Consider the following 24830-nt stretch of genomic DNA (forward strand, 5'->3'; position numbering starts at 1 on the left):
GTTAAGCTCTCCAGCGCCAAAGGTACTTGGTGGGAAACTGCCTGGGAGAGTAGGACGTAGCCACGTAGTAAGCTCTAGCATATTGCTAGGGCTTTTTTTATGAAAAAATTTATTTGAAATATAAAAAATAAATCATAAAAATTAATATATTAATAAAATATAAAAATTAATATAAATATAAATATTATATTAATACAGATCTAATTAGTAAAAGAATATAATAAACTTTAAGCATTAAAATATATAAATATTTAAAGTTCTTATTTTTCAATAAATGATATTATTTATAACATAGTATTGTGCATTGTATAATAGTGTGCTATACTTAGTAACATAGTATTAGGCGATGTACAATAGTGTGTAATACTTAGTAAGAGAATTTAAATCAAAAATAAAGCAAGTTGAAAATCATATAAATGTATATGTCTAGTTAAATGAGATATAAACATAGGACTTGAAAAGGTAGGTGAACAGATGAATACACAGTTTAAAAAGGGAGCCCTAGAGCTTTGTGTACTAGCTATGATAGGTAAGAAGAATATGTATGGCTATGAGATAGTACAGAGTATATCAAACAGCATAGAGGTTAATGAAGGAACAATATATCCAATTCTAAGAAGATTAACTAAAGATGGGTATTTTGATACATACATGGAAGCATCAAGTGAAGGGCCTGCTAGAAAATATTATGAAATAACGGAACGAGGGGTAGAATACTTCTTAAATCAAAGAAAAGAATGGTATGATTTCAGCAAAGTGATTGATTCTATAATAGGAGGTAATATCTATGGTGACAGATTGGATAAAAATATTAATGATGATGGTGGCGAATAATATAAATGTATAAGAAATTGTTTAAAAAAGAGCGTGAGGTGAATAATATGGAAAAGAATCAATTTTTAAAAGAAATACGAGTTTATTTAGAAAAAGCATATCTCAATCTAAATCCTATTGAAATAGAAGATATTTTGAGAGATTATGAAGAATACTTCCGAGATGGAATTAGTGAAGGGAAAAACGAGGAAGAAATGGTAGATTCCTTAGGTGATCCGAAATCTATAGTAGATGAAATGGTTAAAAGTGATATAGAGGATGGAAAATATACAAAAGAAGATTTTAATGCATATTTTGAGGAAAAAGAAAAAATTATTGATCCTAAAAAAATCAAGATTCCTAAATTAGGAATAAATAAAATTATGGGTAAAACAGTTATAAAAATGTTAACTATATTATTTGATATTTTGTACTTTCCAGCAATATTTTTTATAGGAATACCTATAATAATAGCGACTTTGATTATGTTTACAACTTTACCATATGTTGGAATGACTTTTGGGATTATAGGTCAAAATAAAATACTATTGGTATTTCCTATAATATTTATAATCGGATCTGTGATGCTTGAAATACTACTTTTAAAGGTTTTGACAAAATTAGGTTTAAAGTTAAATAGAAAAGTATTTAATATCAATAAAAAAAATGACCCTATGAATAATTATGGTAAGGCATATCAAGAAAATAATGAATATGAATACACTGATAATGATGGATATATGGATGTAAACGAAGATTTAGATAATGATGAATATATGAATGTGAACGAAAGTTTCAGTAGTAATGAATATGAAAATGAAGATTTCGATAATAATACAGATACAGATATAAGCGAAGGTTTTGATAACAATGCAGGTGTAAATGAAGATTTTGATAATAATATATATGCAGATGTAGACAAAGATTTAAATAATGATAAACATACGGATATAAGCAAGGATCTTGCTAATGATGAATATGTAGATATGCAAAAAGACCTAGATAAAAAAATCCATATAAATAAAGATGGTCGCACGAATACAGATAATGATTCACTAAGTGATGATAAATAAAAGAGTTAATCTGTGAAATAAAAATAAAAAATGAGTTAAAAATAATAATAAATAAGAATTATATAAAAAGTTAACGGTCAATATAGATAGGAGTGAGGTGTTATCATGAATAAGAAGATACTAATAACTGCCGTAGCATTCTTTGTAGTAGGTGCAGCAGGAAGTTTATACACAGCGTTTAATACAGTGCCAAAATTAGATAAGTATGTAGTTGAACGTAGAGGTGAATTGGTAGAAGAGAAAAAAATTCTGGAATCTACTGATAAGGTCAACACATTGAAACTTGGAGATTTTCCCAATTTTGGTGTAGTAAATATAAAAAAATCAACTGATAATAAAGTTAGAATAAAAGGAACAGGAATAAAAAGTCCAAAGGCATATGATGCAAGTATAGTAGATGGTGTGTTGACAGTGGAATCAACAAAAGAAAATATAAATGGAATGATTAAGAGCCATGCTAATATAGAATATATGAATCCATTTGAGTTTATATCATTGATAACTAGCAAAGAAATAGTTAGAGACTCTTTAGATGAACTAGCACTTAGTGGGGCTAGGTTTGAAAGGGGTAACGATATAAACACTAATAGCCCATTTGATAACAGCATTTATAAAAGAGATAATAGTGTATATAAAGTGGATATTGAACTACCTGAAGGAGTGAATATTGAGCAAAAAAATGGTAGCCTAACATCAGGTATGAGCTACATCACGAGATATAACATAGAAGATAATATGATTAAGGATTCTATCAAAGCATCAGATATAAGGTTTGTAACATCTATAGAATATAGCAATCCAATCAAAAAATTAATATTGGATTATAGAGATCTAAAAGACGAAAATATTAATGCCAGTATGTTAGACTACTTGGTTGGCAATAATGCTATAAGCATAGATAAGTTAGAGGTTTTTGCAAGACCTACTCTATTGTTGGATTTAGATGAACCAATGGGTAAGGTTGCCAATGAGATAACATATAATATTGATGGAGAAAAAATACCATACAATGATCAAACGTATTATGATATAGATAGTATATTTGAAAAAGAAATAGAATTTAATGAAGACATACTAGATAATATGAATGATGATGATTTCGACAGTGGAAACTTTGACGTAGATATAGATAAAAAATTAGATAAATTAGATAAAAAGAGTGACAAAATGGAAGAAGTAAGGTCAATACTAAGTCTTTTTAAAGATGATATTAAATCAGCAAAAGACTTAAGGGAAGGCTCAAGAACTGATTCTGAAGAGGCTAGATATTACTACAATAAGTTTGATTTGAGCATACCAGTGTATAGAGAAATGGCAAATAAAATAACTGTAAATGCCCCTAATTCTTCTGTAAGAATATCTTTAGAAGACGAGTTTAACCCTAAGGTAAATATAAACACAAAAGATGGTATAGATTTTAGATACTACCTAGTAAAAAGAGTAAAATCTAAGAATATTCCTGCTCCTAACAGTGTAAAACAGTATAATGGAGCTCTAGAGGATAATATAAAAAGATTAAATAAAAATGAAAAAGAAGCAACAAATCCTACATCTAATCCTGAACTTATAGTTAATGCTAGGACAGCTAGTATTTCAGAAAATTAGACAATAATAATATATTAGTAATTAAAGGGCAGAAAAATTTCTGTCCTTTTTTATTCTTTATCCCAATTTAGTGATAAAGAATAGTAAGTAAATAATCCTAAAAGTCTAAAATAACAAGAACTGCGAATAAAAAACATTTAAAAATTAAATATATCTGACGAGTTATAAATAAATTAAACAAAAATAGTTGGTGATTGAAGAAGAAAATAAAAACATTGTGTTCATATTAGGAAACAAAATAGAACTTATGTTTTACTGACTTGATTTTAGTTAATAAATATCTTAAAATGTTATATAGAGGTATGATTTTTAAGATATAAATATAGTAATGATTAAATAAAATAAAGAGAAATAATTGTTTTTTAATATAAGAAAATATGAACTAATTAGTGTCTAGTTGAATACTAGGGATTGGAGATAGATTATGATATTTCCTTTTGGGAATGAAAATTATATATTTTGTAGAAATTCTATGGAAGTAGAAATTGCAAAAGAAAAATATAGAAAAAGTTTTAAGGGAGATTTTTTTGGTAAGTTAAATTTCACAACTTTAGAGTCATTTATTAAAGAAGAAAGCATTATATATTGGCCTCTAGTAGAAGATAAGATTAGGGTGAATGTTCTATCAAGAAATGCAAGTATTTGTGTACTAGAGAGCATTATAAGAGATAAAAAAGATTTTGATGCTTACTTTCAAGGAGTAAATTCAAATAGCTTTTTTCTAGCAACACAAATATATTCTATAATGCTGAAATCTGTTAAAAATAATATTCCTGTAGAAGCAATATCTGAAAGAATAGGAAAGTTTAAGAGAAGTATATATCCTCAAAAAGTATTTTTGGATATAGATAGTATAATAAAATCATATAGAACAGTAATGAATAAATACAAGGTAATAGATATAGCTATGTTGATAGAAAATTATTTGAAAAAAATATATCCAAGTAATGTATATCAAGAAAATATAAAAAATAAAAAGTTTTATATATATAAAGCAAATAATAATAGTAACTTTAAAGACAGTATAGAAGAGATATATTCACTAGAAACAACTGAGAAGGAATTTGACATAGTTAACATTAATAAAATAATAGAAGAAAGTTGTGTATATGAAAAAAATGAAAGTATAGAGATATATGAAAAAGAATTTGAAAATTATTTTGATATGCTCTTTTATCTAGAAGAAAAACTCGGAAACATAATTGATGATAAGGTATATAAAAAATCCAATATATGTATAATAGTAGCAAAAACAAGCTCTATAATTGAAAATGTTATAAAAGATCTATCCTTGAAACTAGATACCGATATAAGATTTTTATCCAATAACTATGACGTTAGAAATAGTAGTATAGCCATTTCTTCACTGTTTGCTCTAGCCCTTAAAATGGATATGCAGTATGTATTTAATGATGATGAGAAGATTGAGTTTGTAAAGCTGATACTTGAAGGTATTTATAATAATAAAAACTCGGACATAGATTTGCTAAGTGAGGATTTGTATGAAGAATTTGATAATCAAATATATGAAAGTATGGCTATAGAAAATAATCCTACTGTATATACATCGGAATTAATTAAAGAAAAAGATCAAATATTTAAGGAAAATATAAAGGGTGACTCAGAAATAGATACTAAAGAATATACAGGTAAAGAAGCATTAGAGGACATAAAGTCAAAGGAAATCTATAACTTAGAAAAAAAAGATATCAACTATATATCAATAAGAAAAAATCTGAATATATATATTAGAGAAATACGTGAAACAGAAGGTATCCTTCCAAGTTTATCTGATGAAAATCATACTGGATTTATTAAGAAATTTTATAGAAAATATGCTGAATTGAATGAAGAAAGTATAAATGAAATAAGTAAAATTTGTAAGCTAATTGATGAGCTATCTATATTTAGTGAGAAGTCTTCAGGAGCAATTTTTTCCTTGAGATATGATGATATGATTAAATTTATAAAGGAATATATGTCAAATTTCACAAGTATGAGAAGAAAAATAGAGAATAAAGATTTAGGAAATATTTTGCTGACTGGTTATGCAGAGTACCTTAATTCATCTATAGATAGCAGTATTAAAATAATCCTTGATGCAAAATCTATAGCCTTTGATGCTTCAATAGAGAGTGAAATAGATACAGACTTGGCTTATATGGATGATTCTATACTGTCAAATATAGATGGTGAGAATATTGATGAATTTTATAGAGATTATCAGGAAAAAGCAATAGTTGATGATATTTGCAAACTTATTGGAAACAATGGTAAAAAAGATGAAAAGGTATATATACTTAGTTCTTATAACACTATTGCTGGATATGAACAGGAAAATAGATTTTTAAATATCTTTCATGAAATTATAAAAAACAATTATAATTAAAATAGTGATTAAGAAAATCTGAAAATCTGAAAATTTTATAATATGTGTAACTATAATAAAAATAAATAAGATAATGTGTGTAACTATAATAAATAAAAATAAATATTCGGTAAAAGATAGATCATAAAAATAAATGCCACATATACAAAATATAAGAAAAAAACTCAGTAATAAATATATATCACAAAGGCAAAGGCTATATATAAAATCATAAAAATTAGTATTTGAGTTATATTGCTGATTTTGAGTTAGGTTGCTGATAAGGAGAGGATATGGAGATTGTTTATAGGCAAGATCAAAAAGAGATAATGACATATAAGGCAGGTACTATGGGGATACAGGCTGTTCCAGGCGCTGGTAAGACCTTTATAATTACAAATCTTGTAGCGGATTTATTAGAAGATATGATAGAAAATGATAGAGATGGAAAAATATTAGTTCTAACGTATATGAATAGTGCTGTCAATAATTTCAAATCAAGAATTAGGTCAATTCTTGATGAAAAAGGATTGTCAAAAACAAAGTTTGAAGTAATGACTATACACTCTCTAGCTATGAAAATAATAAAAGAAAATAGCAGTTTGGCCCTTATAAATGAAGAATTTGAAATAATTGACGACTATAAAAAAGAAATGCTATTAAAAAATGTTATAGAAAAATTTAGAGAAGAAGATACTAATCAGTCAATAGATAAATTTATAGATCCATCAAAACAAAAGAATGAAAAAATAGCAAAGATTTGGAATAGAGAATTTTTCAATATAGTATCAAACAGCATAAAACTATTGAAGTACGAAAATTTAACAGATGAGAGTTTAAAGGTTTTAGTAGAACATAGAAAAGAAGAGTTGAAAAATACGAAAAATAAAGTTGAAAGAAATAAATTTAGAGGAATTATGAATATAATATCTCCAATATATTCTTTGTATCAGGAAGAGTTAAGAAATAATGCCTATATGGATTACGATGATATATTAATAATTGCCTATAATATTTTATCAAAAGATGAGGCTGTAGCACGACACTATCAGAAAAGATACAGATATGTGTTTGAAGATGAATGTCAAGATTCAAATATGCTACAGGGAAAGATAATAGATATTATATCAGGGAATAAAAATAATAAAAAAAAATCGGGGAAAAATCTTGTAAGGGTAGGAGACGTAAATCAAAGTATAACAGGAACATTCACAGGTTCAGACCCAAAGTATTTTATTGATTTTTGTAAAAATGCAGATTATAAGTATAATATGAACATGGCTTCAAGAAGCTCACAAGATATAATAGGTCTGGCAAATGAGCTAGTAGTATTCACTCATAATAATAAAAATCAAGCATACTATAACTCTTTAGAGGAACTATATATAGAAGAAGTAGAAAAAGCTAAAGGTTACAAAGAGAATCCAAAGGCACAAAAAAATATGTTGAAATCTCTAACTAGCTATAGTATAGAAGATGAAACAAATCATATTATTAAAGAAATAGAATATATACAAAAAAACTTTCCAAGTTATTCAATAGGTATATTAAGCTTTTATAATAATTCTATATCAAGGTTAGCAGATAGTCTAAAGGAAAGACTAATAGAATGTGAAGAATTGGGAGCAAATTTAAATGAAAGAAAAAAGATAATTACTGATGTTAAATTAGCCATAGATTTTTTAATTGATCCTAAGGATGACAATAAACTTCTTGAATTAATATTTGAAGCGTTTATAATCAGAAATGAAGAATTAGAGATAGATGATGATGAAGCAATTAATATAAATAAATATTTTAAGGGTGTAGACTGTGAGAGATGGATTTTTGATGATGAGTATTACAGAGAATATAAAAATAAATCTTCATCTACTGAAGAATTAATAATTAAAGAATTAAGTGAAGTAGATGTTTTTAAAATTAGAACTAATATGGGAAGTATTAGAAGTTCTATTCAAAAATTATGCTCTTTTCCTCAAATAGATATAGCAAAACTTGTAGAAAACATAATAAATTTATTTCCAAGTTCTAGAGAAGAAAAAATGCTCGGAAGTTATATAGCGTTTTATTTAAATAATCTATTGAAATTTGAGTCTGAAGGTCTGTCTAGAGCTTCTGTAGCGCTTGATATTAAGTATTCTAGAGTATTTGATGCTGCGATAGAATCAATATATGATATAGGAGAGTATAAGGCTGAGCCAGGTAGTATCACACTTGCAACATTGCATAAATCAAAAGGAATGGAATGGGATGCAGTTATAATGTTTGGTTTAGATTCAGATAATTTTCCATCTCAGTTTAGCGACTATTTTAGGATGGATAGAAAATACCTAAGAGATGGATTTAGATGTCCAGAAGCAAGTGTAGAAAAAGATATAGACTATTTCTCTAAAAATGAAGTCAAAGAAGTAGAAGAATATGAAATGATATTGAAAAAGGATACGATAGCAGAGCATGTAAGACTGATGTATGTGGGGATTACAAGAGCAAAAAAAAGAATATTGATGATGAATTGTAGGAAACAAATGAGTCCAACAGGTCAGTTTACATTTAATAAAAAAGATTCTGTATTTTTTGCTCATTTAAGTAAATATATTAGTAAAAATATATAATAAGCTCAAATAACTAAATAATAGATTGATATAAAAGTTATATCATTTGATATATAATATAAAGATAACAGTATAAAAATAGATAAGGATTGAAAATTCTAAACAAAAAAGCTTAATATTTATTATAAATTATATAATTAGGTAAAAGGAGGCTCTTGTATGGAAAGTAAGCTAGGTCTAAAAGATAACTTATCTCCTGAAGAACTATCATATAGGATAGAACATTTGGTATTTAGTCAAAATATGCTAAATAGCTTTAAAAGAGATAAGGGAGAGTTTGCCGATAAATATATTAGAAATATATTTTGGAGTGATGATACGGCACAGGACAAACTTTATGAAGAAAACATGAGTTATGGACGTGATTTTCATACTATGTGCCAAAGAATTTTTATGGGAATAGTTGAAAATATAGATGAGAGCGATTCCATAGATATATCTTTAAAAAAAGATTTAAAAAGAGTAGAATCTATAAAAAGAAAATATACTCAAAGATATGGCAAAGAAAATATAAAATTCTATCCAGAGTGTAGCATTGAGCTAAGCAATAGATTGCAGGTAACCTTGGATCTATTGGTGGAGATATATGAGGATAAAGAACTATCCCAAATAAATATATGGGATTGGAAGATGGAAAAAAATAAGATATCACAGTCTTTTGCAAAGTCGAGAATGCAAACAATTGTATATATGTATGTCTGTAAAGAAAGTTTGGCAAAGGAGCTAGACTATAGTAAGTTGAGGATGTATTATTATCAACCTAGGATTAATAATAATGTAATGATAAATTATACAGAAAAAGAACATATAAAAAATAGAGAAACTATAAATTCTTTAATAAATCAAATTAAATCTATTTCAAAAGAGCTAGATTAGAAGGAGGGTATCATGGGCGTAAGTTTTATTACTGGGAGAATGGGATGCAATAAAACAGATAAAATTTTAGATTTATGCTTTCAAGAGGCAAAAAAAGAAAGTCAAAAACCAATTTATATACTAGTTCCAGAAAAATATAGCTATGAAATGGAAAAAAAAATTAGCCAGAGACTTCTACTGGATTCTGATCCATATTTCAGGATTAGGGTAGTGAGTTTCACTACTTTAGGAAATATTGTATATAGTAATGTTGGCGGTCTGACAGAGAGAAAAATATCTAAAACTGCAAGAGCGATGTTGATATACAAGGCTCTAGATTCTGTATCTAATGAATTGGTAACATTTAAGGCAAAGGGATCTGGCGTTGGATTGGTATCCAAAATAATGGATATGATAATAGAGTTCAAACAAAATGATATGTCTGTTGATGAGATATATGAAATAGCTAAAAATAGTGAAGAAGATTCATTAAAGCACAAACTGAATGATTTGGCAAAGGTATATGAGAGGTATGAGAGTTATCTATTAGATAACTATTTTGATACAGAAGATAATTTGGAATTCTTTTCAAAGAAACTAGATGATTATAAGGAATTATCGGGAGCAACAATATTTATTGACGAATTCACGGGATTTACACCGATACAGTATCTAGTTATTGAAAAATTAATGATATACTCAGAAAATATATATTTTTCTCTAATGACAGATCTTAAAAATTTTAATTCTAGAACAGGAGTATTTTCAAAGACAAATATAACTTTTATGAAAATAAATGAAATATGTCAAAAAAACTCTATAAAAAGAGATTCTGATATTCATATGAAAGAGTGTGAGTATTATGATAATCCAGTTTTAAGGCATTTAGAAAAGAATATTAATGAGTTTAATCCAGCTAAGTATACAGACTTGCTTGTATTAAATAATAAGAATCAGTATATAAAAGATAGTTTGAAAAATATTGATGACTCCTTAAGGATAATAGAGTTTAAAAATACTCACTTGGAAGTAGAGCATATTGCAAGTGAGATTACTAGATTGGTGAGAGATGAAGGGTATAGATACAGTGAGATAACTATAGCTATGAGAGATTTGGATTCATATGCCTACTTAATAAGAAGTATCTTTGAGGACTATAATATAGGATATTTTTTAGATGAAAAAATAGCAGCAAAAAATAATCCAATAATAGTTTTAGTTCTTTCAATTTTGGAGATGAAGCAGAAAAATTACAGTTATGAGTCTATGTTTAGGTATCTAAAAAGTGGACTGACTCCAATATCTAATCTAGAGATTTCTATGTTAGAAAACTATGTTCTGGCCAATGGGATAAAGGGTAGGAGATGGTTTGATGAGACTTGGGATTATCCAATAACACACAGTCTAGAAGATAATAGTATAAATAAGGACAAAGATGAAGCTTACCTGAAAACTATTAATGATATAAAAAATAAGCTTATGGATCCTATAGAGAGGCTTCATAATAAATTAAAAGGAAGAAATACTGTTTCAGAGATATGTAGATACTTGTATGAATTCACAATAGATATCAATCTGCCTGAAAAAATAATAGATTTAATTGAAAAATTTAAGGAAGAGGAAAACTTATATAAGGTGAAAGAATACTCTCAAGTGTGGTCTATATTTACTGACATGTTAGATGAAATGGTAGAGTTTCTTGCTGATGAAAAGATTGGTCTAGAAAGATTTATTAATCTTATGGAAGCGGAATTTGATGGGTTTGAACTCGGAATTATACCACCAGCTAGAGATCAAGTATTTGTCACAACTATAGATAGAATGAAAAACCCAGAGATGAAGGTTTTATATTTGATAGGGGTGGGAGATGGAGTATTCCCACAGGATATATCCGATGATAATATGCTTACGGACAATGATAGGGATAGACTACTAAAGCAAGGCATCAAGTTTGACACAGATATGATGTCTAGGGCTTATGATGAGCAATTTTTAGTCTACAAAGCACTGAGCATGTCTATGAGTAGGCTAATAGTTAGCTATTCAGTAGCGGACTTTGAGGGCAAATCGATGAGGCCATCACCTCTAATTAAAAAGCTTAAAAAAATGTTTCCAAATATAAAGATGGAGATATCACATGATGAAAAAATAAACTCAAACTTCGATGATGTTGTAGATAATATTTCGGCGAAAGAAAGACTCTTTGATGATTTGATTTCAAATATAAGACAGTCAACGAATATAGAAGAAAATAAAATAGATGAGTGTTGGAGAAATGTATATAGATATTTTAGAGATAATGATAATTATAAACTTAAAATGAAAATGATAAATAAGGCAATAAATTACAAAAATAGTGCTGAAAATATGAATAGAAATCTAGCAGGTGAAATATATGGGGCTGGTATGTTTAGTATATCCAAGCTTGAAAACTATGTATCATGCCCTTTTTCTTATTTTGTAAACTATGGCTTGAAGGTAAAAGATAGAGAACTCTATGAATTTAATGCAATGGATTCAGGTACGTACTCACATAAAATATTGGATACTTTCTCTAAAAGAGTAATTATAAATGGTGTGGATTGGAATGATATTGACAATAGCTATATAAAAAGTGAAGTTGAAAAGATTTCAAATCAAATAATAGAAGATAGAAAAGGATATATTTTAAAAAGTTCGGAAAAACATAAATATTTAGCAGGAAGAATCAATAAAAATCTTATGGATAGCCTTGAAATAATGTCTGAACAAATTCGAAGAGGAGATTTTTTGCCACAAAACTTTGAAGTAGAGTTTGGATTTAAAGGGGATATAGATCCTATAAGATACAAACTAGAAGATGGTAAAGCAATTGTTTTAACAGGTAAAATAGATAGGGTTGATAGTTATAATGATGGCGAAGTTGACTATGTAAGAGTAATTGACTACAAATCGTCGACTAGAAATCTAGATATGGATAAAATAATGGCAGGTATTCAGATGCAATTATTTGTCTATATGAGTGCAGTACTAAAGTCTAATAAGAAACTAGATAAAGATAACATAGTAAATGGTCAAGGAGCAAATTGTAAGCCAGCAGCCCTTTTATATAGCAGATTTAATCCAGTTAAAAGCAAAGTATCCAGTCTTGAAGAAGTAGAAAAAATGACAGAAAAAGATTTAGAGGAAAATCTTCTAAATGAAAATAAACTAAGTGGGTTTGTAATCAAGGACAAAGAAGTAATTAAACATCTGGATAAAACTCTAGATGAAGAAAATAAAAAATCTCTTATATTGCCTATAGCAAATAAAAAGGGTGGAGAGATTGGGGCTCATACAGTAGGTCTAAATTTTGATGAATTTGAAACGGTAAGTGAATATGTTTTGGACAAGACAAAAGAAATATGTGAAGAAATATACTCAGGAAAGATAGATATACATCCATATAAATTGGGAGATGAGGTTCCATGTAGATTCTGTGACTTTAAATCAATATGTCAATTTGATCCTACAATTAAGGGAAATAGATATAACTCAATTAAAAAAAGAGTGAAAAATAAGGATTATACAGAAGTCCTAAAATTAATGAGAGAAAAAATTAGATCAAAGAATAAAGAAAGGGGTGACAAATAATGTGGACAAAAGAACAAGAATCAGTAATTCAAAACAGAGGATCTAATCTTTTGGTAGCAGCAGCGGCGGGATCTGGAAAGACAGCTGTTTTGATAGAAAGAATTATACAGTTGATATTGGATAAAGAAAATCCAATAGATGTAGATAAATTATTGGTAGTGACATTTACAAAAGCAGCGGCTTCTGAAATGAAGGAAAGAGTAGGATTAGCTATAGAAAAAGCACTTGAAAATGATTCAGACAATAAGCACTTACAAAAGCAGATGATGCTTTTAAATAAGGCAGATATAAGCACTATTGATTCATTTTGTAAAAAAGTATTGACCAATAATTTTCATGTTACAGATTTAGATCCAAACATAAAAATAGCTGATCCAACTGAAATATCTATCATAGCTTCAGAAGTGATGAAAGAGATGTTTGAAGAATTATATGATCAGAAAAATGAAAAATTTTTGAAACTAGTAGATTGGTATTCTTCTAGAAATAATGATGATTCTTTAGTTAGCTTGATACTTACGGTCAATAATTTTGTAAACTCTTCACCCTATCCTGAGAAATGGCTAGATTCGTCAGCACAATATTTTGATACAAAGGATAAAGAAGTAGAATTTTATATCAAAAACTATTTTATACCTATAGCAAAAGACGTGTTGATGGCTCTTAATTATCACTATTTTATAGTAAAGGAGTGTTTAGGTGAAATTATGCCTTACGATGACTTAATGGCTTACTATGAAATAAATAATGCTAAATTTGAATATCTAAAGTCAGTAAAAGATAATTTGAGTGATTTTTTGGATTCAGATAAAGAAGATTCAATAGATACGGATAAAATGCTAGAAATTTGGAAGGAAATACTTCAAACTGTAGAAGAATACAAAGGAAAGAAATTCAAGTCATTTAGAAAAAATAAAAAACACGCAGAAGATGCTGTAATTGCCTATGAAGAGATCAAACCAAAGCTGGATGAATCTTTCAAGAGCATTCAGTCTGAGTTTGAGAAGCTTAATATAAGTCTCGATCATATAAAGAAAGAAAATGATATAGTATATCCATATATGAGAGCATTATCTGATATTACTATACTTTTTAGAGAAAAATTTGCAAAGAAAAAAGAGGCTATGTCAATAGTTGACTTTGCTGATATAGAACATTATGCCCTTGAAATATTAACAGATGAAAAAGATGGAGAGACTGTGCCATCAAAAATAGCAAAATCTTATAGTGATAGATATGTAGAAGTGTTTACTGATGAATATCAAGATAGCAATCTTGTACAGGAAATGATACTTTCAATGGTTTCTAAAACAGATAAACCGAACAGATTTATGGTGGGAGATGTAAAGCAAAGTATATACAGATTTAGACAGGCTATGCCTGAAATTTTTATGGATAAATATAATTCTTACGATCTTTATAGTGAGTCGCCAGATAGTCTAAATAAGAAAATAATGCTTTATAAAAATTTTAGAAGTAGAGCAGAAATATTAGAGGGTTGCAATCACATATTCTCAAAAATAATGAGAAAAGAAACTGGTGAGCTAGATTATACTGAGGATGAAAGATTAAATCCTAGTGCAGAGTTTAAAGAGATGACTAAGGAAAATGCCTTTGTAGCAGGACCGATAGAAATATTTATAGTAGATGAAAAAGACGATAAGGAAAACGAGGACAAGGATTTGTCCAGGGCTATTTTAAATAGCGAACTAACAAATGAAGAGGAACTTGAAGATTTACAGGGATTCTCAAAAGAGTGTGTAGCTATAGCAAATATTATATATAAAATGGTAAACTCAAAAGATCCACAGTACATGGTATTTGATAAGGAGATAGATGATTATAGACCTGTTGAGTATAGAGATATAGTAATACTAATGAGATCCCCTAGCAAAAAGGCATTGAGCATAGAAGAAATACTAACTGAGTACGATATACCAGTCTATACAGATTCAGGGGACGGATATTTTTCTACACTTGAAGTAGATACTGTGATAAATCTATTAAAAATAATAGACAATCCGATTCAAGATATTCCTTTAATATCAGTGATGAGATCTCCTATATATGGATTTAGTTCTAATGAACTGGCAAAAATAAGGCTGGCAGGTAAAAATATGAAATTTTATGAAGCCCTTTTAAATATCTACAACTTGGGAGAAGAAAAATCAAATCAGTCTGTTGAAGAATCTTATATGGATGAAGAAAGTTTTTTCTTAGAAGATAGCGATGAAAATAAAATAAGAGAAGATATAGAAAATAGTATGATTTTCGAAAATGAATCTATTGAAAATGAATCTATTAAAGAAGAAAAATTGTCAGAAGAAATGATGGAGCTTAAAAATAAGGTCACTAATTTTGTAGACTCAATAGAATATATGAGAAAAAAATCATTGCTTTTATCTGTAGATGAGTTTATATGGGATATATTAAAAGAGACAGGATATTATGCATATGTCGGCTTACTTGAGATGGGACAGCAAAGACAGGATAACTTAATGCTTCTCTTTGAAAGAGCTAGACAATATGAAAATTCCTCTTACAAAGGTTTATTTAATTTTATAAACTATGTTGAACGTATGAAATCAAAGGCAAGTGATCTGGGTGAAGCTAAGTCTATCTCAGAAGAAGAAAATGTAGTTCGAGTAATGAGTATACATAAGAGTAAGGGATTGGAGTTTCCAGTAGTTATTGTTGCAAATATAGAAAAAAGATTTAATACATCATCAGATGAAGTAGGCATGTCTTTACATCAAATCATGGGTTATGGGCCTAGGGTAAATGATATTAAAAGAAATCTGCATTTTGATAGTATAAGCAAAAAAAGAATTGATAATGTTAAGAAAAATGAATTAATAGCTGAAGAAATGAGACTTTTATATGTTGCTATGACTAGGGCAAAAGAAAAATTGATTTTCACAGCTAGAATAAAAGATAGAGATAAAAAAATCGATAAATGGAAACATACTCCTACAGATGAAAATTTAAATATTGATAGTATGGCAGTTTTGTCCGCAAATTCTTATTTAAATTGGATTATGCCAGCTATAATCAATTTAAGTGAGAGAGAAGAATTTATAAGTGTAACTGGAGAAATATCCAAGTATATAGGATATAAAAATTGTAAATGGAGTATAAACATTGATGATTTTGAAAAGGTAAAAGATGACTACATAGATATAATGAGAAAAAAATCTGAGTCTCTAGAAAGTAAAGATATAATAAATACTATGGAAGCTGCAAGTTCATTTGAAAGTTTAGGAAAAAGGATTGAAGATGAAGAGAAAATAAATCACTTTAACTATATGGATCTATCATCTGGAGAAATGTTTAAAAATAGCTATAGTAAAGATAAAGAGAAAGTCGTATCAGATGGTGAAGATAGCAAGTATATAGATTGTAGCTATGAAGAAATAAAAAAGATATTGGATTCGAAATTTGATTATGAATATAAATATAAAGCAAGTGCCAATAAGCCATCAAGTATATCTGTTTCAGAAATAAAAAAGATAATTCAGGATACAGAAGATGATGAAATGCACAGAAATATATTTGAAAAAACTTTTTCAGGAGAGCTAAAGACACCTAAATTTATGCATAAAGGTAAGGATATGGTTGAATTTACAGCAGCAGAAAGAGGAACTATCTTTCATTTAGCGATGCAACTTTTGAATTTTTCGAAATTTAATGGAGATGAAAGCCAAAATGAATTAATTGAAAAAATAGATGAAGAAAAGAAAAGTTTTATAGAAAAAAATATAATGACTATTGAGGAAGCAGAGACAGTAAATTCATATTGGATAGCTAGGTTTATTAGTTCTCCTATATTTAAAGATATTACATACGCAAATAATAAAAATAAGGTATATAAAGAAAAAGCAATTGATTATAGTATAAAAATCAATGAGGTATATAAAGATGAGGGTATTTCAGACTCTGAAAGAATGATGATGGTCGGAATAATTGACTTGTTTTTTGAAGATGAAAATGGTGATTTAATTCTGCTAGATTATAAGACAGATTATGTGAATGATAAAAATTATGAAGAGGTAACTAAAAGATATAAAGTTCAGCTTGAACTCTATAAAAAGGCAATGGAAGATATTTCAGGAAGGAGGGTATCCAAAACTTACATATATTTATTTAGCATAGGCAAATTAGTGGAATATAAGGAGATATAGATATGAGAATAATACATAGCTCAGACTGGCATTTGGGCAAGAATCTTGAGGGAATTTCAAGAATAGAGGAACAAGAAGAGTTTTGTGAGGATTTTATTGAGCTAGTAGAAAAAGAAAAAGCAGATATGGTAATAATTGCAGGGGATATATACGACACATATAATCCCCCAGCAATTGCTGAAAGCTTATTTTATAATACGATTGAAAAGCTCTCTGACGGTGGTAAGAGATGCGTGTATATCATAGCAGGTAACCATGACAATCCAGATAGATTAGAGTCTGTAAAGCCACTGGTATCTACAAAGGGCATTATCATACTGGGCTATCCTCTAAGTAAGGCAAATGTTGGTAAGTTTAAAGGTTTTGAAATACTTGAAGCGAAAGAAGGATTTACAAAAATTAAGATAAAAGATGAAGTTATAAATGTAATAGGAGTCCCATATCCTAGTGAGAAACGTTTAAATGATGCAATTGATAACTTTGAAAACATAGAAGATATGCAGGAATCATATTCACAAAAGCTAGGGGATATATTTGAGTCTCTTGAAAAAAACTATAGAGATGACGAAATAAATATAGCTGTTTCTCATTTATTTGTAGTTGGAAGTGAAAAATCAGAGTCTGAGAGAAGAATAGAGCTAGGAGGGTCTTTACTTGTAGAAAAAAGCAATCTTCCTAAAAAATCTCAGTATACAGCATTGGGGCATATCCATAAGCCTCAGAGAATATCTAAGAAATACAATGCTTATTATTCAGGGTCTCCTATACAATACAGTAAGAGCGAGAGAAACACATCTAAATCAGTATATGTGGTGGATATTAAAGCTCAAAAAGAGGCTGAAGTGTCAAAAATATATACTAAAAATTACAAACAGATTATTTTATTTGAATGTGAAAGTGTTGAGGAAGCGATTGAAATATGTGAGAAAAAATCAGAGGAAGATATATTTGCATATTTTGAAGTTAGGACGAAAGAATCTTTAAAATTATCAGAAATACGAAAAATGAAGAAAACAATGAAACATATACTAGAGATAAAGCCAATAATAGAAAGTATAGATTATGAATTTGAAAAAGAAACAATAGATATTAATAAATCAAACATAAGCGAGTACTTTATAGATTTCTATAAAAAAAGTAATGATGGGCTTGAACCATCAGAGGAAGTTAAAATGCTATTTGAAAGTATAGTAAATGATGAAGAGGAGGTGCAATAGTTGAAGCCAATAAAACTAGAGATAGAAGGACTAAATAGTTATGCAACAAAGCAGGTAGTGGATTTTGAAACACTCACTAGTAGAGGTTTATTTGGTATATTCGGTAAGACAGGAAGTGGAAAGTCAACAATATTGGATGCTATTACACTCTCTTTATATGGAAATATAGCTCGTGGAACTAAAGAGTTTATTAATTCAAACCATGACAAAGCTTCAATCGATTATGAATTTGAACTTGGTGAATCAGGAAAAAGAGCAGTCTATAAGGTATCTAGAAGATTTAAAAGAAGCAAAACAAATGGAAATTCTCTAAGTGACTACGCAAGATTGGTAAGAAAAAGCTCTTCTGGAGAATATGAAATTTTGGCGGATAAAAAAACTGAGGTAGATAAGAAGATAGAGGAAATTATAGGACTAGAAGAAAGTGACTTCTTAAGATCAGTAGTATTACCTCAAGGAAAGTTTAGTGAATTTCTTACTCTTGCTGGCAAGGAAAGAAGAAGTATGTTGGAACGTATATTTGGTCTAGAAGAATATGGGACAGAATTATCTCAAAAAATATATAAAAGAAGAGGAAAGTTATTTGGAGAGATGGAAGTGCTGGAGGCAAGGCTTAGCGAGTATCCAAATATAAATATAGAAGAAAAAAAAGATTTAGAAAAAGAAATTGAGCTACTAAAGAGCCAGATAGAATCACTGAATAAAAATAAAAATGATGAAAGTGAAAAATATGAGGAGTTTAGTCAGGTATTTAATCTCTTAGAAGAAAAGAAAAAAATAGAACAATTTCTTGAGATGCTGATTGAAAATGAAGAAAATATAAAAAAATTAAGCAATAAGTTAGAGTTTTCTAATAAGGCAAAGCTATTGAAACCAGAAGTAGAAAAACTTAAAGAGTTAAAAGAAAAAGTGGATAACCTGAACAAAGAAAAGGAAGAATTAGATAGACAAAAAATTGAATTAGATAAAAATTTAAAAGAAATAAAAACGGAATTTAAAGAAATTGAGGGCAAGAAAAATGATATGCCATTTATTGTTTCTACTAAAAAAGATATAGAAAATATTATAGAAGAAAAAGAAAAACAAGCAAAGAATATAGAAAAACTATATGAAGTAAAAGAGTCAATAAAAGTTTTGGAAAGTAAAAAAGAAAAAATAGAAAATGATTTATTAGAAATATCAAATAAAGAGAAGGAAATAGATGAAAAAAATAAGCAATTAGAAGAAACTATAAAAGAAAACAAAATTAATACTGAATATAGGGACTTGATATATGATTCAAATTTATTGATTAAAGAAATCGATAAAATTAATGAACAGAATTGTGAATATGAAAAAAGACAAGCCTTACAAAGTAACGATATAGAGAAAAATAATAGTAAATTGAAAGATTTAACAGAAAAGCTCGAAAAAACACAAAAAAAATTAGAAAATATACTAGAAGCAATATCTAAAGAAGAAAATACAGCTACTCCTAATGATAATGACCTAGAAAAAATATCAGATGAGATATATTCGCTAGAAAAAGAAGCAATCAGAGTAGAAAGTTTGAATGAAAAAAAGAAAAAATTAAAAGAAGAAAATTCAAATCTAGTTGAAAAGAAAAAAATGATGATAATTGATTTGGATAAACTTGAAAAAAGCATACTAGATAATAGTGAAAAAGTAGAAGAATATTCTAAAATAGATAATGAAAAGAGTATAGAAAAACTAGCATCACAAATAAAAGAAATATGGAGTGAAAGTTTTCATAAGGGCGATATCTGTCCAGTATGCAATAATGTAGTAGAAGAGATAGAGCTAAATGAGTATGTAGAGGATTCTTATAATAAAAATAAAAAAATTCTAAAAGAATTAGAAGAAAATTCTAGCAAGCAAATGATGAAAAAGGCTGAGCTAAGTAGTGATATTAAGAATATAAATAAAAGTATAGAAGATAATAGTAAGGAATTACTTGATATAAAGGGCTTATATATGAACAGCTCATATGAAGATATTATATCTAGAATAGACAAATTAAAAAAAGATAGAAATGAAGTGAAATTACAAAGGGAAGATAAGGCAAAAAAAATTCTTGAATTAAGTGAAGAAAAAGAAAAAGAAAAAGAAAATGAAAATAGATTAATAATCGAAAAAAATAAAATTTCAAGTAGTAATAGTGCAAAAAAAGAGGCTTTGGATATACTAAAAAAAGATATTGATAAAGTTTTTGAAGAAAAATCGAGATTGGAGAGTACATTTTCTGAAAAAAAAGAAAAACTACTTAAGATAAGATCTATAAATTTAGAGATAGACAATATATTTTTTGAAGAGGAATATGTAAAAATATCTCAAAGCATAAAATTACTTGAAAAATTAGAACTTGAAAAAGAAAAAAATGTTAAAAAAATAAAAGAACTTCAAGAAAATATTAATAATATAAATTTAATAAAAGTAAATATAGAAAAAGAAACTGCAATTCAAGAAAATGAGCTTCAGGGAATAAATAAAAATATAAAATCGAAAAGTAACGAAATATCTAAAAAAGAAAAGGACATAGATTTAAAAAAGCTTACGGAAGTGATCGAGTTTGATTGCGTGTTAGAGGACAGATTTGTAGGCATACTAGATACATTCATAAGAGTAGTAGAAGAAAATTACAATGAAGCAAGGAGATATCTAGAAGAAGAAGAAAAAAATATTGAAATTCTTTCTAGAAAAATTGAAAGCAACAAGACCTTGAGACAACTTCAAAATGAAAATCTTTTGGAACAAAAAAGTAGAGTAGAGTTACTTTTAAAAGAAAATAAATTTGAAGATGAAAAAGATATAGAAAAATATTATTTAGATGATGAAAGCATAAATAGTTATGAAGAAGATATAAAAAAATTTAATGAGAGTCTATCTGAAAACAAGATGAAATTGAAGAGTTTAAATGAAAAGTTGTCTGGCAGAAATGTTTCAAAAGAAGAAAAAGAGAATCAACAGGAAGTTTTAAATGAAATATTGGAAAAATTGGATCTATCTAAGGGTGAATTGACTAAATCTGTGTATAGACTTGCTGAGATGGAGAAAGATTTAAAGCTAGTAGAAGATATTTTAAAGGAACAAAAGAAAAACTCTAAGATGATGGATGATATAAGGGAGTTGGAAAAAGTATTTAAGGGAAATAGATTCATTGAATATCTATCTCAAATTTACTTGAAAAACATTGTGTTTGATGCATCCAAAAGGTTAGATAGCATCACAAATGGGAGATACTCCCTTGAAATTAATTCAGATTACTTATTTGTAATAAGGGACAACTTTAATGGAGGAATAAGAAGGTCAGCAGATACTTTATCAGGAGGAGAAATATTCTTGACATCACTATCGCTTGCGTTGGCACTTTCTTCTCAAATACAGCTAAAGGGTAGTGCACCCCTTGAATTTTTCTTTTTGGATGAAGGTTTTGGAACTTTGGATAGTAGTTTGTTGGAAACAGTAATGCAATCTCTTGAAAAGCTATCGAGTGATACTCTTAGTGTAGGAATAATATCTCATGTGGATGAAATAAAGACAAGAATACCAATGAAACTTGAAGTAGAAATGGATGAGTCTATATCATCTTCGGTAATTCATCACGTGCTTGACTAAAAAGAAACTCTAAGAATTTAAAATATGAAAAATTCTAAACAATTATCTATTTTAATATTCAAATAGATGTAATAATGATTAAAAGTATCTATTTCATGGTAATATTTAATATATAGTTAACTTGCGAAAATATGTTAATTACAAATGAAAAGTAAATATTATCGGGCAAATCCATGGAAATTTGTGCTTTATTATGATATAATAAAAGCGTAAAGTTGGATAAAATGATTAAGTCTTTACTTGTTTTTGTAACCTGTTTTATTCTATATAAAGTACACAATGTATGTAGGTGCACAAGAAAGGCTTTTTTATTATATGTATATACAAGTTTTAATTAATTTGTATTTTTAATTTAAGACAGAAAACTTATAGGTGAGTTTTAAGTTGTCTAAAATTTTAAGATAAAATAATTTTGAATATGGGAGAGTGGTTTTTGTTGGATTCTGGAGGTTTGTGGATTCAGGTAGTTATTTTGATAGTTTTGCTTTCAATATCGGCTTTTTTCTCAGCATCTGAGACAGCGTTGACATCGATTAGTAAGGTAAGAGTAAGACATTTAAAGGAAGAGGGCGTTAAGGGTGCGAATGTATTAGAAAAATTAATTTCTGAGCCTAAAAAACTTTTAAGTACAGTCTTGGTAGTAAATAATATAGTAAATATAGCAGCTACATCTATATCTACATCTGTAATGGTGGGATTATTTGGAAGCCGAGGAGTAGCTTGGGCTACAGCTATAATGACAGTTTTGATATTGGTATTTGGTGAGGTTACGCCAAAGACTCTTGCTTCAAACAATAAAGAAGGAGTTTCTTTAGCCGTTGCAAAAACATTGAGTCTGTCTATTACAATATTTGCTCCATTAGTATTTCTGATAAATCTAATGACCACATTGATATTTAAAATATTGGGAATCAAAGACGACGATCCGAAGTCACTTGTTACAGAAGAAGAATTAAAAGCTATGGTGAATTTCAGCCACGAAGAAGGTGTGTTGGAACAAGAAGAAAAGGCAATCATTGACAATGTATTTGAGTTTGGAGATATGAAGGCAGAAAATGCTATGATTCAGAGAATAGACATGGTTACAGTGAGCGCTGATGCAGACTATGATGAATTATTAAGTCTATTTAAAGAAGAAAAAATGAGTAGATTTCCAGTATACAGAGGAAACATTGACGATATAGTAGGAATACTAAATATTAAGGATATAATATTTTTAACTGACGAAGAGGAAGAAACTTTTAAGGTAGAAGATTATATGCGTGATGTATTTTTTACATATGAATTTAAGAAGATTTCTCAATTATTAGAAGAAATGAAGCTTGCAAAGACTCAGATAGCTATAGTGTTAGATGAATACGGTGGTACTTCTGGACTTTTGACAATAGAGGATTTAGTTGAAGTATTAGTTGGAGATATTGAAGACGAATATGATGAACATGAAGATGAAATAGTAAAAATTTCAAATAATGAATATATTGTTGATGGTAGTACAAAAATCAGTGATGTAAATGAATATCTACATGAAGATATTGAATCAGGTGAGTTTGATTCAATAGGTGGATACATTATAGGATATCTAAATAGACTTCCAATCGAAGGTGAAGAAATAGAATTGAACGGTTTTATTACAGTCAAAGTATTATCTCTTGATAAAAATAGAATTGGCGCAATTAGAATGATGGTAGAAGACGTAGAAAAATGTGATGATGAAATATCATTTAAGGAATATAAAGAAAAAGAAAGTAATAAAGATAGCGACTAATAAAAACCAGATGCGTATGCATCTGGTTTTTTTATTTGCTGATTAAAAATTTTTTCTTTCGTTTTCTTTATAGTCATATGTTTTAAGAAACTTCATATAAACTCTGTTCCAAAACTCATAGTCTCTAAGTCTTAACAACTTAATCCTTTTATTTGCTTGTCTAGATTTAATGCTTGTAATATTTTGGAACTTTTTCTCTTCTCCATCTATTACAATCAGTATAGAATTATCAAATTTGTATTCAGGATTCAAGCTGATCTCACTGTCTTCAGCAGGTAATATAATACTAGAAGTAAAACTTCTAAAGGCATTGGTACTGATAGGGGAGATAGGAGTAATTTGCATGATTTTTAAACGGTTGTCAACAATACTTCCTCCAGCTGAATAGTTATATGCTGTGGAACCAGTTGATGTTGAAAGTATAAGTCCATCACCACTAAAAGTTTCCATAAAGTTTCCGTTTACAAAAAGCTTTAAATGTGCAGTTCTCGATCTATTTCCTCTGACTACCAATTCGTTAATGGCATAATCCCTAACAGAGTGAACCTTATTTGTGATATCTATCTCCAATAAAGGAAGTTCATTGATTTCAAAATCATTATTTACATAACTATCTATGAAATAATCAATTTCTTTTTCATCTGGCAATATCTCGGCAAAAAATCCTAAGTGACCTGTATTAATACAGAAAAAAGGCACATCAGGGAAGTCTAGTTCTCTAGCAGCCCTTAAAAAAGAGCCATCTCCTCCAATAGATATTACTAAAGAAGTTTTGTCTGTGAACTCTTCGCTAATATCATATCCATATTCTGAGAATTTTTTTGTAATTATCTTTTTAATTTTTAGTGATATATCTAGCTGATTAGATCTAATAGTAATATTTTTTTTCATAATATATTTTTCAACCTTCTTTCATAAATACTATAAGTATATGATAACAACTAACCGTACAAAAATAAACAATAAAATGAAATCTGATATAAAAAAAACATATTATTTTATTATGGACAATATTGAGGAAAATTTAAAGCTAATAAATAATTACGGAAAAGAAGCTATTTATGGTATAATAGCAAGGTATAGGTAAAAATAAATACTTAATTAAGGATGGAAA

General features: G+C 28.2%; 12 protein-coding genes. 11 read left to right on the top strand and 1 reads right to left on the bottom strand.

Annotated elements, in window-relative coordinates:
• Positions 1-474: 474 nt before the first annotated feature.
• The 11 genes from RR561_RS04375 (at position 475) to RR561_RS04425 (ending at position 23716) form a co-directional block, all read left to right on the top strand.
• Entirely contained in the window at positions 475-834 is a 360-nt protein-coding gene (locus RR561_RS04375) for a PadR family transcriptional regulator (RefSeq protein ID WP_332506278.1), read from the top strand.
• Between the two features lie 47 nt (positions 835-881).
• Positions 882-1886, top strand: coding sequence for a DUF1700 domain-containing protein (locus tag RR561_RS04380; protein ID WP_332506280.1), 1005 nt, complete (start codon positions 882-884; stop codon positions 1884-1886).
• A 105-nt stretch (positions 1887-1991) separates the two neighbouring features.
• Positions 1992-3491 (top strand): hypothetical protein, encoded by a 1500-nt coding sequence (locus RR561_RS04385; protein ID WP_332506282.1) that lies wholly within the window; start codon positions 1992-1994, stop codon positions 3489-3491.
• Between the two features lie 424 nt (positions 3492-3915).
• Entirely contained in the window at positions 3916-5880 is a 1965-nt protein-coding gene (locus RR561_RS04390; protein ID WP_332506283.1) for a hypothetical protein, read from the top strand.
• Positions 5881-6152: 272 nt separating this feature from the next.
• The gene (locus tag RR561_RS04395) at positions 6153-8471 is read left to right on the top strand and encodes an ATP-dependent helicase (protein ID WP_332506285.1); all 2319 of its coding nucleotides are present in this window, start codon (positions 6153-6155) and stop codon (positions 8469-8471) included.
• A 159-nt stretch (positions 8472-8630) separates the two neighbouring features.
• A complete protein-coding gene (locus RR561_RS04400) occupies positions 8631-9347 on the top strand; it encodes a PD-(D/E)XK nuclease family protein (protein WP_332506286.1) in 717 nt (238 codons plus the stop codon).
• Positions 9348-9359: 12 nt separating this feature from the next.
• A complete protein-coding gene (addB, locus tag RR561_RS04405; protein ID WP_332506288.1) occupies positions 9360-12938 on the top strand; it encodes a helicase-exonuclease AddAB subunit AddB in 3579 nt (1192 codons plus the stop codon).
• The gene (locus RR561_RS04410; protein ID WP_332506289.1) at positions 12938-17119 is read left to right on the top strand and encodes a UvrD-helicase domain-containing protein; all 4182 of its coding nucleotides are present in this window, start codon (positions 12938-12940) and stop codon (positions 17117-17119) included. Before addB ends, RR561_RS04410 begins: the two co-directional genes overlap by 1 nt.
• A 2-nt stretch (positions 17120-17121) precedes the next feature.
• Positions 17122-18336, top strand: coding sequence for a metallophosphoesterase family protein (locus RR561_RS04415; protein WP_332506291.1), 1215 nt, complete (start codon positions 17122-17124; stop codon positions 18334-18336).
• Positions 18337-21951, top strand: a complete 3615-nt coding sequence (locus tag RR561_RS04420) for an AAA family ATPase (RefSeq protein WP_332506293.1) — start codon at positions 18337-18339, stop codon at positions 21949-21951.
• A 433-nt stretch (positions 21952-22384) separates the two neighbouring features.
• Complete coding sequence (locus tag RR561_RS04425) at positions 22385-23716, top strand: HlyC/CorC family transporter (protein ID WP_332506295.1); 1332 nt, start codon at positions 22385-22387, stop codon at positions 23714-23716.
• Between the two features lie 42 nt (positions 23717-23758).
• Here the strand turns inward: RR561_RS04425 and RR561_RS04430 are convergent, their stop codons facing one another.
• Positions 23759-24607: an NAD(+)/NADH kinase gene (locus RR561_RS04430; RefSeq protein ID WP_332506297.1), complete on the bottom strand. Its 849-nt coding sequence runs from the start codon at positions 24605-24607 to the stop codon at positions 23759-23761.
• Between the last annotated feature and the right edge of the window lie 223 nt (positions 24608-24830).

It is taken from the genome of Peptostreptococcus sp. (assembly GCF_036639115.1).
In the GTDB taxonomy this organism is placed as follows: Bacteria; Bacillota; Clostridia; order Peptostreptococcales; family Peptostreptococcaceae; genus Peptostreptococcus.